The organism is Dictyobacter aurantiacus, from assembly GCF_003967515.1.
Taxonomy (GTDB): Bacteria; Chloroflexota; Ktedonobacteria; order Ktedonobacterales; family Ktedonobacteraceae; genus Dictyobacter; species Dictyobacter aurantiacus.
Genome location: NZ_BIFQ01000002.1, coordinates 1,022,053 through 1,036,092 on the forward strand (window position 1 = coordinate 1,022,053; position 14,040 = coordinate 1,036,092).

General features: G+C 54.1%; 12 protein-coding genes. 4 read left to right on the top strand and 8 right to left on the bottom strand.

All coding sequences use genetic code 11. The features are described 5' to 3' along the window. Positions 1 to 6: 6 nt before the first annotated feature. Together KTT_RS29130 and KTT_RS29135 are read right to left on the bottom strand one after the other, a co-directional pair. Positions 7 to 1,683, bottom strand: coding sequence for a sensor histidine kinase (locus tag KTT_RS29130; RefSeq protein WP_126601209.1), 1,677 nt, complete (start codon positions 1,681 to 1,683; stop codon positions 7 to 9). Positions 1,684 to 1,787: 104 nt separating this feature from the next. Continuing rightward, a complete protein-coding gene (locus tag KTT_RS29135; protein WP_126601210.1) occupies positions 1,788 to 2,492 on the bottom strand; it encodes a response regulator transcription factor in 705 nt (234 codons plus the stop codon). 308 nt (positions 2,493 to 2,800) lie between these two features. Between KTT_RS29135 and KTT_RS29140 the strand changes: the two genes are divergently transcribed. Further along, positions 2,801 to 3,355 (top strand): Dps family protein, encoded by a 555-nt coding sequence (locus KTT_RS29140; RefSeq protein WP_126601211.1) that lies wholly within the window; start codon positions 2,801 to 2,803, stop codon positions 3,353 to 3,355. Positions 3,356 to 3,424: 69 nt separating this feature from the next. Here the strand turns inward: KTT_RS29140 and KTT_RS29145 are convergent, their stop codons facing one another. After that, positions 3,425 to 4,771, bottom strand: a complete 1,347-nt coding sequence (locus KTT_RS29145) for an acetyl-CoA hydrolase/transferase family protein (protein WP_126601212.1) — start codon at positions 4,769 to 4,771, stop codon at positions 3,425 to 3,427. A gap of 379 nt (positions 4,772 to 5,150) precedes the next feature. On the opposite strand from KTT_RS29145, the gene KTT_RS29150 reads away from it, so the two are divergent. Together KTT_RS29150 and KTT_RS29155 are read left to right on the top strand one after the other, a co-directional pair. Continuing rightward, the gene (locus KTT_RS29150; RefSeq protein ID WP_126601213.1) at positions 5,151 to 6,284 is read left to right on the top strand and encodes a potassium channel family protein; all 1,134 of its coding nucleotides are present in this window, start codon (positions 5,151 to 5,153) and stop codon (positions 6,282 to 6,284) included. A gap of 29 nt (positions 6,285 to 6,313) precedes the next feature. Next, a complete protein-coding gene (locus KTT_RS29155) occupies positions 6,314 to 6,820 on the top strand; it encodes a GNAT family N-acetyltransferase (RefSeq protein ID WP_218031037.1) in 507 nt (168 codons plus the stop codon). 62 nt (positions 6,821 to 6,882) lie between these two features. Here the strand turns inward: KTT_RS29155 and KTT_RS29160 are convergent, their stop codons facing one another. From KTT_RS29160 to KTT_RS29175, 4 genes are all read right to left on the bottom strand, one after another. Further along, positions 6,883 to 8,151, bottom strand: coding sequence for an MFS transporter (locus KTT_RS29160; RefSeq protein WP_160146204.1), 1,269 nt, complete (start codon positions 8,149 to 8,151; stop codon positions 6,883 to 6,885). Between the two features lie 300 nt (positions 8,152 to 8,451). Further along, the gene (locus tag KTT_RS29165; protein WP_126601215.1) at positions 8,452 to 9,579 is read right to left on the bottom strand and encodes a HEAT repeat domain-containing protein; all 1,128 of its coding nucleotides are present in this window, start codon (positions 9,577 to 9,579) and stop codon (positions 8,452 to 8,454) included. A gap of 173 nt (positions 9,580 to 9,752) precedes the next feature. Continuing rightward, complete coding sequence (locus KTT_RS29170) at positions 9,753 to 10,646, bottom strand: alkaline phosphatase family protein (RefSeq protein WP_162511826.1); 894 nt, start codon at positions 10,644 to 10,646, stop codon at positions 9,753 to 9,755. Between the two features lie 464 nt (positions 10,647 to 11,110). Beyond that, complete coding sequence (locus tag KTT_RS29175) at positions 11,111 to 11,791, bottom strand: DedA family protein (protein WP_160146205.1); 681 nt, start codon at positions 11,789 to 11,791, stop codon at positions 11,111 to 11,113. A gap of 318 nt (positions 11,792 to 12,109) precedes the next feature. On the opposite strand from KTT_RS29175, the gene murA reads away from it, so the two are divergent. Then, entirely contained in the window at positions 12,110 to 13,408 is a 1,299-nt protein-coding gene (murA, locus tag KTT_RS29180) for a UDP-N-acetylglucosamine 1-carboxyvinyltransferase (protein ID WP_126603227.1), read from the top strand. A gap of 150 nt (positions 13,409 to 13,558) precedes the next feature. Here the strand turns inward: murA and KTT_RS29185 are convergent, their stop codons facing one another. After that, entirely contained in the window at positions 13,559 to 13,957 is a 399-nt protein-coding gene (locus KTT_RS29185; RefSeq protein ID WP_126601217.1) for a hypothetical protein, read from the bottom strand. Between the last annotated feature and the right edge of the window lie 83 nt (positions 13,958 to 14,040).

Consider the following 14,040-nt stretch of genomic DNA (forward strand, 5'->3'; position numbering starts at 1 on the left):
AAACCGTCAGAGTATTGGCAGGGGGCGCGTTTTGATGTCCTGTGTGGACATAAAGACGCCGTCGGCAATTGACTCGGTGGCGGCCTGAGCACGAGGGATGCAGATAGTAAAGCAAGATCCCTGGCCGAGCACGCTTTCGACCGCGACCGAGCCGCCCATCGCCTCGGAGAGCTCTTTGACAATCGCCAGGCCCAGCCCGGTCCCGCTGCCATACTGAGCATGTGAGGCACGGTAAAAGCGATCCCAGATCCTGGCGAGATCGTCTGAAGCGATACCCTCACCGGTATCTTTGACCTGCAAAATGATCTGCCGCTCATCGGCCTGGGCCGCGACGGCGATAATGCCGCCGGGAGATGTATGCCGAACGCCATTATGGATCAGGTTATGCAGAATCTGCTCCAGCCGGTCACCGTCCACCAGAGCATATGGGAAGGATGGGCTGCTAGATTCCACTTCAGCGACAACCTCCACCCGGCTACCACGCCACGCCACAGGAGCAATCGTCTCGACCACGCGCGTCACCAGGAGCTCGATATTGGTTGGCTGACAGCGCATCTCCAATCGACCCACCTCGGCCCGGGCCAGCGTAAATAGATCATTGATCAAAGACTGCAGGCGTATCGTCTGCTGCTCAATCGTCTGCATATCTTGCTTGAGCGTAGCCGGCGGCTGATCCTGTTGCCAGTTCGCCAGGCTGGACTCCAGGTAGCTACGCACCGTCGCCACCGGGGTGCGCAGTTCATGTGACACGCTGGCGATCAACTCGCGGCGCGCATTGAGAAGCGTCTGCACATTGTCGCGTTCCTCCTTCAGCTCCCGCATGGTTCGCTCAAGAGCCGAAGCCATCGCGTTAAAGTCGGCCTGCAGATGGGCGATCTCGTCCTCGCCCTCAATGTTCACACGAATACTATAATCGCCGCTACGCAGCATGCTGGTCGCCCGTGCCAGCTGTTCGATCCTTCTGGTAATGCGGCGCGTAAAGATATAGGAGGACAGGATGGAAGGCGGCAAGACACAGGCAATAGTAAAAACAGTACACATAAACATGGCGAACAGAAAAGAGATGATCAGGTAGAGCGGGCGTGTATCCGTAAAAAGTGTGCTGAAATCAACCGCCAGAAGGATCAGCACAATCACAGCACTGATAATGCCGGAACCGATAACCACGACCATCAGATGTGAATGTGTAACCTCCCAGCGCAAACGCTTCAGACGTAAACGATCCCAGAACGCCAGCGCATGCAGCACGATACGTAGCGAGAAGAAGCCTATACAGCCCAGTAAAGTAACGGCGAAGAAACCGATCTGGCTGCCCTCCGAGACACTCACCAGGGAGAGGAAATCGAGTTGATGAAAGAGCCAGAGAAAAAACCAGGCACTAAAAAATAGCTCAAATGATAAGACGCCCGTGACCTCGATCTCGGTCAGTAGTTGCTGCCAGACGGTACGTTGGGCAGGCCGCAGGCGCCAGCGGAAAGCCAGACAGAGAACCGAGAACAGGCAATAGAGTGTGAAAAACTGGATTCCATATCCATTGATCGGAATACTACGGCTACCTGTAAGCGGTGAGATCGCCGGAAGGATCAGTGCCATAGCGCTTTGAATAATCAGCATCTCTAACAAAGCCCGCCCCACCGTGACGTGCATCAAAAGGGTTTGTCGCCATGCTTGCTTATTCATCATAAGGCACCATTTTATTCCTTACCCAGGGATAGAAGATGGGCGGGGACACCCCGCCAACCCCGGCAGGAGGGGCTCGCCGCCCATCCCGCACCTCCCTGCTATTATTATGTCAGGCTTTCTTGTTTGAGGCGGTAACCGACGCCCCAGACGGTTTCGATGGCATCGCCGACTTTGCCGAGTTTTTTGCGCAGGCGCAGCACGACGTTGTCTACCGAGCGGTCACCGCCGATATAGGTTTCGCTCCAGAGGGTTTCGATGAGATAGGCCCGGCTGAAGGCGCGTCCAGGACTGCGCAGCAGCAATTGCAACAGGTTGAACTCGGTCGGGCTCAGATCCAGGGTTGAGCCATGCAAGGTTGCTACGTGCGTCTGCGGATTAAGCTGGAGCGGTCCCCGCACCAGCATGGCAGCGGCATCGCTCCGATCAGCATTTAGCGTCTGTAGGATCAGTTCGTTGCGGCGCAGGAGCGCGCGTACACGGGCGATGAGCTCACGTACACTGAAAGGCTTCGTCAGATAGTCGTCCGCTCCGACCTCAAGGCCGACTACGCGATCCGCCTCTTCGCTACGGGCCGTCAACATCAGCACGGGGGTAGAGGCCACCTGCCTGATCTGCCTCAATACATCCAGACCGTTCAATCCTGGTAGCATCCAGTCCAGAATCACCAGGTCTACCCGCGCGTTATTATGCACCTTGACCGCGTTCAGACCATCACTGGCATGGAGCGTCGCATAGCCAGAGGCGGTCAGTTCGCGCAAAACGACCTGGGCCAGATCTGCCTCGTCTTCAACCAGCAATATCGTTGGCATCTATCTATCCCTCTATCTATCTTTTCCTGTTGTGTTAACACAATTATAACCTCAAAGTAGCCGGAGACAAACACCTGTCCCTCCTTTGAAACAGCTATTTCAGATATTGCGACAAAGTTGCGACAATCTAGCGATACAAGGGTGACATATAAAATCTATGCTCTGAACAGCAAGCTAAAGCGGAAAAGCACCCTGTTACCCATCTCATTTTGAGGTCGTGTAATGAACACATATCGAAAGCTGATAGCGAAGTAAGATAAAACCGCTTCACAGGATGTGCATCTGAAGGTTGAGAAAGGGTAACACCAATGACAACAAAAGAGAAACCAACCAGCAGGCATACCGCTACCCAGCAAAAAGCGATCGCTTCCCAACTCGCGACCGTAACCGACCTGACGCCAGAAGAGGTACAATCCGTAGTCACAGTGCTAAATCCGTTGATCGCTGATGCGTTTGCCCTCTACACCAAGACCAAGAATTTCCACTGGCACCTGGCGGGCTCGCACTTCCGCGATTATCATCTGCTATTCGACGAGCAGGCAGAGGACATCCTGGCATCAATCGATGTAATGGCAGAACGTGTCAGGCGCATCGGCGGCACCACGATCCGCAGCATCAAGCACATCAGCCAGTTGCAAACGATTCAGGATGATAATGATGAGTTCGTGCCAGCGGGTGAGATGGCTAAACGCTTGATGAATGATAACGCCCATATGGCACAGATGTTGCGAGCGGCGATCGAGATCATCGAGAGCCATCATGACAACGCGACCGCCAACGCGCTGGAGGAATTACTGGACCAGGCCGAACGCCGCAAGTGGTTCCTGTTTGAAATCGTGCAGGGGCAGGATAACGCCGGTTAGCGATCAAAAACTGGTAGAAATTTATCCCCGGCTGTCCGGCTGGTAGGGAAGCCGGGGATCATTGTGCGTTCAGTTCAACAGGTGGAGGTTATAGGCGGCGCGCTCCAGTTCTTCACGGAACTGTGGGGCAGCGATCGCGATCAGGCTCCGCGCCCGTTCAGCGAGATCTCGACCATGTAACGCGGCCACGCCATATTCAGTGACAACATAATGCACGTGGGCGCGCGAGGTCGTTACGGCCGCTCCGGGCGTCAAGATGGGAACGATGCGCGAGGCCACATTATCGATCGGCTTCAGCAGACCCGGCAGCGTATCCAACACGGAGGCCGACAATTCATCACCACGTGGGACGCGCGCCGTAGCGGGCAGGGCGATGATGGGGCGGCCCCGCTTCGCCAGGGCCGCCCCACGCATGAAATCCATCTGCCCGCCCACTCCGCTATAGAAACGAGTACCGATCGACTCCGCGCAGACCTGGCCTGTCAGATCCACCTGGAGCGCGCTATTAATCGTCGCCATGCCTTCAAACTGGCGAATAATAGCCGTATTATTCGTATAATCAGCCGGTCGCATCTCGACGGTTGGATTATCATCGATAAAGTCCAGCAAGCGGCGCGAACCCACCACAAAGCTGGCCACGATCTTGTCACGATCAATAATCTTCTTCTCACCCGTGATCACGCCACGCTCCACCAGGTCCAGGATGCCATCTGAGAACATCTCTGTATGCACACCCAGAGCGCGATGATCACGGATGGCCTGCAGAACAGCGTCCGGGATGGCGCCGATGCCCAGCTGCAGCGTAGCCCCATCCTCAATCAAACCAGCCACGTGACGCCCAATCTGCAGCTGCACATCATCGGGACGGCGCCGCATCACCTCATACAGAGGTCCGTCCCATTCAACCGCGTAATCAATGGTCGAAATGTGCACAAAGCCGCTGCCATGCGTACGCGGCGCACGAGGATTGATCAGCGCCACTACCACGCGTGCATGGCTGGTCGCCGCCAGCGCCACATCCACAGAAGCGCCCAGCGAACAATAGCCATGGCTATCGGGAGGCGAGATCTGAATCAACGCCACATCGATGGGCAGTGAACCAGATGGCTCAAACAGAGCCGGAATATCCGATAGAAAAACGGGTGTATAGCTTGCGCGTCCATTATTCGCCGCCTGGCGCATATTCTCGCCCACAAAGAGAGCGCGGGTCGAAAAGTGGCCCCGCCACCTCTCATCAGTATAGGCAACAGGACCATATGTATGCAGATGGGTCAACTCGACATCAAACAACTCATCACCACGAGCGACCAGGGCATCGATCAAGGGGCTCGGCGTCATACATGCGCCATGAATGAAGACGCGATTGCCGGATGAAACGGCCTGTACAGCAGTAGCGGCATCACACCAGGTAGTCATAGCATACCTCAAGTAGATAGAAATTACTGTCTTTACTATAAAAGACGATCCATGGCGCGCAAAAACCCCGAACTGGCATCACAAAGTGATCTCACTTGAGTAGCTAGACAAGCTATCCTCAAGGTGAATACAATACATCTGAAATTGGTTAAAGATGTTAGAATGTGTTTGACACTCGTCACAATGAGGACAAGTGAGTGCCCCCACACACGCGTCCGCACCGTTATGTTTTATGCTGGTGCATGGAGTGCGCGGATGCGCACTCCATGCACCAGCATAAAACTGGCTCATGAGTACCGTGGGTGAGAAAGCTCAAGAGTGGCGCATACGATGATAGAGATGTAACCAATAACTCAAGCAGTATAAATGAGGACAACCTATGCGGATTATAGCAATCATTATCGGCATATTACTTATTCTGGTGATTGCGCAAGATGGCTTTGAGACCGTGGTTTTGCCGAGACGAGTAGCACGAAAGTTTCGCCTGACCCGGCTCTTTTACAGCGCTACGTGGCAATTATGGTCGGCTCTGGCGCGCAAAATGCGTCCCGACGGCCGGCGCGGCCAATTTTTAAGTTACTACGGCCCCCTCTCCCTGCTACTCCTGCTGGCGGTATGGGCCTCCGGCTTCGTCTTTAGCTTTGCTTTGCTACAATGGGGCCTGATCTCACCGCTCCACTCACCCGATACATCCATTTCCTTCGCCACCTATGTCTACATGAGCGGTACCACCTTTGTGACACTCGGATTGGGCGATGTCATCCCCCTTTCCAGCATGGGTAGAGGGCTGGTCGCCATAGAAGCGGGATTTGGGCTGGCCTTCCTGGCCTTGATTATCGGCTACCTGCCCGTCATCTATCAGGCTTTTTCGCGCCGCGAAACAAATATCACCCTGCTGGATGCGCGAGCGGGCTCCCCTCCAACGGCGCTGGAGCTGCTCAAAAGGCACTCTCATAGCCACTTTCCAGACGAGCTCCTCCAGTTCATGCGCGAATGGGAAAAATGGTGCGCCGAGCTGCTTGAAAGCCATATTTCATACCCGGTCCTGACCTACTACCGCTCGCAGCATGAACGCCAATCCTGGTTAGCCGCCCTCACGACCGTACTGGATGCCAGCGCCCTGGCCCTGATCGGCATTGAGAATCTACCGGTCAAACCGATGAAGTTTACCTTTGCCATCGCGCGCCATGCTGCGGTCGATCTAGCGCAGACCTATGGCACACCACCGGTCCGGGACGGCAAAAGACTATCATCAGAAGACTTCATTGCACTGCGCGAGCAGCTGGCTGAAGCCGGTCTGGTCTTCACTAATGAGGAGACGGCAGAGCGACGACTGGCAGAGATTCGCAGCACCTATGAACCGTTCCTCGCCTCCCTCTCCGAACATCTGTTGATACCGCTTCCCGACTGGATCCAAAAAGGAGAGCGCGTTGACGACTGGCAGACCAGCGCCTGGGATCATTTCCTGCCCTCCACCCCCTCTACCATCGATCACGCCATGCGTGGCGAATAAACAAAGTGTTTCAAGCAGAAAGTAAAAAGATGACCTTTAAATTCTCACCCATGACCGAACAGGATGTGCATCTCATAGCTCAATGGCGTTATGAAGCACCATACGACATCTATAATATGGTGGATGCTGATATCGATGATGCTCTGGCTGAAATGCTGGACCCGCGTAGTCCACATTACACGGTCAAAGATGAAGAGGAACAACTGATTGGCTTCGCCTGCTTTGGCACCTCGGCCCTGGTCTGGTCGAGCACTGCCCCGGCCATTTACGACGAGGATCAGAAGACGATTGCCCTTGGCCTGGGTATACGACCAGATTTGACCGGCCAGGGCCTTGGGACGGCATTCGTGACGGCCATATTGGAATTCGCCAGAGAACACTTTGCTCCCGAGCAGGTTCGCCTCTTTGTGCTGCCCTTTAATCAGCGGGCTATTCACCTATACGAGAAGGTCGGCTTCAGGCGGAGTGGGAGCTATATACAGCGAAGCGAACTATATGGTGAGCGGGAATTTATAGAAATGAGACGCGACTTATAAAGTACCACTACGGAAATGACGTCCGATGTCATTTCCGTAGTGGTACTTTATATCCTCATAAGCTATACAGGATCTACGCTGAGGTCGCCGTTCTCCATGGTCGCATCACTCGCGAGGGTATCTTCCGGGGGCACGATCATCGTAGAGGACCGATCTACAGTAACGCGGGCGGCCAGCACCATGAATACACCCATCAACACAAACAGGCCCAGGATCACGCTATAGGCGCTGCGCAGGCCCACCATGTCCCCCAGGCGTCCCAACACTAGAGGCGCGCAGAATATGGCCAGTCCACCCCCCAGCGCGGAACGAGCGCTGGCCAGGTCAGCATACTGAGGAATGCGATTGGCCGAGGCGGAGAAGGTAAACGGGAAAAGATTGCAGATGCCCAGGCCAGCGACGAACAGGCCAATGACGTGCAATGGAACCGATGGGCCGAGCCAGAACAGGGTAAAGCCCAGCATTGCCACGATCAACACGGGCAGCAGCAACCTTTCGACGCTGATGCGCCGGGTCAGATGGCTTCCGATAAAGCGACCGATCACGGCAGCCAGGAAGAACAGGCTCATGAGGGTCGCGGCACTGGTGCGCTCGATGCCGACCACGTTGATCAGGTAGCCGGAGCCCCAGAAAGAAACGCTCCACTCGGCGGCCACCCCCATTACCATCGCCAGCCAGTAGAGCCAGAAAGCGCCCGGCACCTTCACACGTCCACTGAACTCTCGCTTACGTGTGAACGTCCGGGCCTCGGGCACCGGGACCCTGAAAAAGCAGAGGGCCAGTAGCAACACGATCACCATCGGAACAAAGAGCATACCGCGCCAGCCAGCGCCCAGCAGTATCATGCCACCCAGGCAGATAGGGGCAAGGCCCGCGCCCAGACTGGCAATCATATTGGCCTCGGTAATCGCCGTCGCCCGGTGCTCGCCATGGTGATCGGATAAGGAAGCCTGGACCGTCACCATCAAAAAGGTGCCCAGCAGACCAATCACAAACATACTGAAAATGCTGATCGCGGGATGATGACTGAACATGAGCAACAGGGCACCAACCAGTAGACCAGAGGCGCCGCCCCAAAGCGTCAATCGGCGGCCCCAGCGAGCGGAAACGCGGTCCGCCAGCAGGCCGGCCACAATCATGCCAAGCGCGATACCACTCATATGCAGGCTATCAATGGTATAGTTGAGATGCATCTCCGCATGCAAGAATGGGACCAGAGGGCCAGGTGAGGCCTGTAAATAACAAAAGCTTGCCAGCAAGGCATAAGCCAGCACGGTAAAGCGATCGCGTACAAACGGCTGTCGCCACGTAGATACGGTGGTATTTTTCATATCTCTCTTTTGCTGCTTCAGACAAGTAGGAGATGGAGTGCGGGGATACATACGAGCAATTCACTGCAGAAGAAGGAGCATCCATTGCTCCTTAATGGTCTATATCCTCAAAACAATCTTCCAATTCCACTTTTAGGTCATTTTCAAGCATAGCGCGCTGTTATTACTCTAATTACGATCATCGCGCATAAATTGCTTTCTATACAAGAAAAATAAAAATTTTAGAGAGCTTTTATGTTGCTCACATCCATAGACGGTTTACAGCGAGAGATAGTCACCAGTCCGGGTTCAGGTTTTTTGTTATGGGTGCTCAGGAAACAATTCGGCGGTTTGAGCCGTTTTCAACTGGCGCAAGGCGGTGATGACGGCCATGCGCATAACAGGCTCAGGATCGGTACGATATTTGCTAAGCTTATCAATGGCAAGGGTATCACCAATTTGCCCTAAAGCGACGGCGGCACGCCAGCGGAGTTCATTGGCATCACCAGCCACAAAATCTGTGACAAAGTTGAGCAGGTAAGGGGTAGCGCTTTTATCACCTAAATGGCCAAGGGTTTCGATAGAGGCCACGCGCACCTCTTCTTCAAACGAATTCTGCAGCAGCGCGATCAGCGGCCTGACTGCCTGCGTAGCGCCCAGGCGATCCAGGGCTTCGATAATAAAGACACGTCGATAAGGTATGCGATCCTGTTGCAGCAGAGAACATAGGGGCTCAATCGCGCGCCGATCGCCGAGTAGTCCCAGGGATTTAATCGCGCCGCTGCGCGTCTCGAAATCTGGATCAGTCAGCGAGTTAATTAAGGGGAGAACAGCGCGCTGATCACCCAGGTCGCCCAGGGCACAGGCGGCGGCGCGGCGGATCAAAGGCTCATCATCATACAGAAGATTGAGCAAAGGTTCAACCGCGCGCCTATCACCAAAGCTACCCAGGGAGAGCGCGATCACGGCGCGCGTCTGCTCGTCCTTTCGCTCAAGCGCCTCGATTAATGGTTCAACCGCGCGCGCATCATTCAACTTCCGCAATGCGAACACAATACTTGAGACAACATTTACATCCATCTTATTACCTTTGTGTTCATTTGGAGCTGAAAGGACAGCAATGAGCGGCTCAACCACCTCCTCCCTACCGTCTAATTCTCCAAGAGCATTGGCCGCATCACGACGTACGGCAGAGCTTCTGTCGGTCGTTACAGCCAGCAGCAAAGGTTCGATAGCTCGTCTGTCTTTCAGTATCCCCAGGGCTCTCGCCATCGTTGCCCGCATGGGTGCGTTGCCTTCAACGGCAAAGGCGGCGATAAGCGGCTCAACAGTATGATTGGCATCTAACGCTATACAGTAATAAACGGCTGCCTCCCGTATAGAGTCAGTCGTATGTTTCAATGCTAAAATGGTTTTTTCTAAACCTGAGAGAGATGCGCTTTTATTCATACACCGCCCCTTATTTATATATATTGCCTCACCTCCCTCTAGTTTACTTGAAAACCGAGTCTTTTTGTCTCAAAATTTCATAAAGAATGAAGAAAAAAAATTAAATAGGGGGAAAGATCGTCCGGCGCTGCCGGACGATCTTTCCCCCTATTTAATTTGGACCTGATGGGAGGCTAGCGCCAGATGTCGGTGATAGAAGGGACGGTGGCGCTCTGGTTGATAGCAGGGAGTTTATACATATCTTCCAGAGTGCGAAGCAAGTGGTAGTGATTCACATCTTCATGGTAGCTGCCAGTTTTGACCATTGGGCCACTGACGATGGTCGCGATCTGATTGACATCGGAGCCATCATCTTCATCCCAGGTGACGATCAGCAAGCTATTATGGGTGTTGGCCCAGCGAACGTAAGTATCCAGGTTATTTTTGAGCCAGGTATCACCATCCGCGATGGAGGCGGAGTGCATGTCATGGATCTGGTTGGGAATCACAAAGGAAACTGTAGGGAGCTTGCTGTAGTCGGTGGGGAACCGGGTGTACGGCAGGTTGCTGCCAGTCGGAACATTAGTAAAGTTAACCCAGGGATTGTGCTTGCGCGCGTACAGGGCATTATCGTAACTGGGGGCGGCACACCCCGTATAGCCCGCCGAGGGCATATCCTCTGAATAGCCTGCGAAGCTAAGATGGGCGTCGAGCAGCGCGCGGCCCAGGTTGGGTCCCGAAAATGTATTGGGGCAGGCATCACTGCTTACATCCTGCGTCGAGCCTGAGTACAGTGCCAGGTAATTCGGCTGGCTCGGATGGGTTTCGGCATGGAAGTTAGTAAAGACAGCCCCACTGCGAGCCAGGGAATTAATATAAGGAGCATCGGAAGAACCAATGATATCCGAATAGCTATGATTTTCTTCAATAACAACCACCACGTGGTCTGGACGCGGAAGTTTCGTCTGGGCGATTACCGCCTGTGGCACCGTCTCACCAGGTTTGGAGAGGGCACAACTGGTCAATAGCCCCCCGGCCACCAGCATAAGTGCACATAGCAGTACAATAGTGATAATACGCGTTCTCATCCTTAACCTCCTGATCCAACAACCGCTATCAATCTTTTTTGTTCTTTTTTTGCATTATAGCAGAAAAAACGTCTCCTTTGTCAGGATGGGCTTTACTCTTATCTTATTGGGATAAGTGAGCGCCTCCGCACAGGCGTCCGCTACGCGGCCGCATCGGTTGTATATATGTTGGTGCCGAGGGTGCGCGAATGCGCACCCTCGGCACCAACATATATAGAGCATGTCAGACTCTCATGATGATAGCCTGCGGCCTGCATCGGTTTTCGCACCCGCGATGCTCAGGAGTCCTGTATGAGTTAGTGCATCGGGGGCGCGGATGCGCCCCCGATGCACTAACTCATACAAATAGCGCGGCCGCGTAGCGGACGCCCGTGCGGAGGCGCTCACGTGCCCCCATGATGACGAGAATCAGATACGCTCATACAACTATTGAGCACCGCTGGTGCATCACAGGAAAAGGGATTCTAGCGAAGGGAATGCTCTTTTGACTCATCGGCGACTTCGGATGAGGCAATGCTGCGCACGATGCGCTTTTTCACGAAGATAACGGCGGCAATAGTAATGATGACTGCGATAGCAAAGCCCGCCCAGCCCACTGTTCTGGCCACCGACTCCACCTGGTCAAAATGTTCATGAAAATAATGGCCGGCAATATACCCTAGCAGGCCAACGTAGGTGGCCCAGACCACCCCTCCCAGGCCATTGTACACCAGGAAGGTACGCCAATCCATCCGATTAACACCAGCCAGAAAGGCGGAGAAGATGCGCAGGATAGAAATAAAGCGCCCAAAGAAAACCGTCCTGGCCCCGTGGCGTTGAAAGAAGCGCTCCGCGTGGTCCAGGTGATTGAGCTTGATAAAAAAGTAGCGACCAAAACGGCTCACAAAGGTGCGACCGCCGGTGCGGCCAATATAGTAGCCGATATTGTCGCCCATAATCGCACCGAAGGCCGCACAGGCGATAACAATTGGAATCTGTAATCGATCATCAGTAGCGGCATAAAAAGAGGCCAGCAGCAGCATGGTTTCGCCCGGTATAGGGATGCCGATGCACTCAATCATGATAAATAAAGCAATGGCAGGGTACCCAATCACGTGTAAAGCGTCTTGCAACGCCTGTAGCGATATCAGCGATGCCAGCAACATCCTCATCAACTCCTTACTAAACTAATAGCACCGATAGACCGCACTTTTGACACAGCCTCCAGGCACCAGCAGGTAAAGTCACAGTACTTTGTACCTATTTAACTACAAAAGTAGCCATAGTTTTGCGTATCGAGCTTTAAACGCAAAGAAAATTCTCTTTTTCTATTCATTTACGACTTGCTTACCCATAAGGTTGTCGCCAGATAGGACCCCTCCTAGACCTTTATACTGGCATTCCTATTGAACCCCTAACGATATGATATGCTAATTACGCATAGATTATGCACATACATTAAAGGGGAATCTAATTCTATGTCGATACGCCAACCAGTTCGCTATCACGTGCGCGGCGGCCAACGCCTTGAAGGAACGGTTATTATCCAGGGGGCTAAAAATGCCGCATTACCAATTATTGCCGCCTCTCTGCTCGCGAAAAGAGGGCAGACCATCTTGCATAATGTGCCGTTGATCAACGACGTATATGTGGCCATCGAGATTGCTCGCGCGCTAGGCGCGAAAATAAAATTGCATGAAGAAGAGCAGGTAATGGTTATTGATGCGTCAAACATCACCACCAGTAACCTGTCACCCGAGCTTACCAATCTGATCCGGGGCTCGGTCCTGTTCCTGCCGCCTGTCATGTTACGTACGGGCCGGGTAAGCATCGAGAAGGTGGGGGGCTGTAACCTGGGCAAGCGCAGCCTGGATTTCCACTATCGTGGCTTTGTCCGCCTGGGAGCTGAAGTGGTTGAGGATGAGCGCGCCATTTCGGTCCGCATGGAGAAAGCGAAGGGCGCCTATCTTTACCTGGACACGCCCAGCCACACAGGTACAGAGAACTTGATGGCGGCCGCATGTCTGGCTGAGGGAACAACCATTATCGAAAACGCCGCCCTGGAGCCAGAGATCGCCAACGTAGCCAACTTTTTGAATCTGATGGGAGCAAAAATCTCGGGTGTTGGTACGGGCGCCATCCAGATTGAAGGGGTAAAAGAGCTTTCAGCCGTTGAATATACCATCATGCCCGATCGCATCGATGCCGGAACCATGGCTATCCTGGCGGGCGCCACGCAGGGTGATGTGGCACTGATCGGAGCCAACCTGCGCCACTTCGCGGTCGTACGCGCCAAGCTGGAACAGATGGGTGTAGAGCTGCAGGAAGACGGTCCGGTCATTCGAGTACAGCGCCGTGGCGCTCTGCGTCCCGTCAACGTGATCACCTGGCCGTTCCCGGGTTACCCGACCGACCTGCAATCGCCGCTCATGGCCCTGGCCTGCATGGCCTCAGGCACCTCCTACATTCGTGAGACACTGTTTGACCAGCGCTTCGGCGTGGCTAACGACCTCAACAACATGGGTGCAAATATCAAGCTCGAAGATGGCTCGGCCGTCATCACGGGTCCCACGCCATTGATCGGCACGACCGTCTGGGCGCATGACTTGCGCGCCGGTAGCGCACTGATCATCGCGGGCTCGGTGGCGGAAGGAGAAACCATCATTGACAACGCCCAGATGATTGAGCGCGGCTACAGTTCAATTATTCGCCGCCTGACACGACTGGGTCTGCACATTGAAGAAGAGCGTCTGGAAACACCTGCCCTCCAGGAATCCCTTTAATACTGCAACCACAAAGCGACCTCTGCGATATTTTGCTATGTATATTGTTATGGATAATGCAGAGGTCGCTTTTAAATGACATGGCCGTTGCCCAATCTATACACAAACGGCGGCAGCGCAATACTGCGCCACTGGTTCAAAACTGTATCCCTACTTTGAGCGCACCTTCATCCCAACGCATAGACCACAGATGCTACCATCTTCATCAGACACAAAAAAGAGGCCATTCGAAGTTTTAACCGCGTCTTGATCATGCGCAAACTGATCCCGCATGCCCGCCCAGGCTGGTGCATCGCTGGCGGGGAACGATTCTTCGGAAGCCTCGGTCACCGTATCTTCATCGGTGGCGACCGTATTGTATGTACCCGCACTCTGGGTCCCCAGGTTCGGAACGTCTACAGGCTGGCGGCTATGTCGCACACGACCAGCAACCCAGTGTCCACCCAGGAAGACCTCCAGCGCCTGTCCATTCACAATATCAGGACCCAAGGCCGAACCAAGCGCATAACAGCCCGGATTGGTGCTCGCAAACAATATTCCCTCAGCCATACAGGTTGTCCTTTCCCCTCATAATGCCGCCCGCAAATGAGGCCGACTGCTCTGGGCTCGGCTCTGCGGCAGGCACAACATAT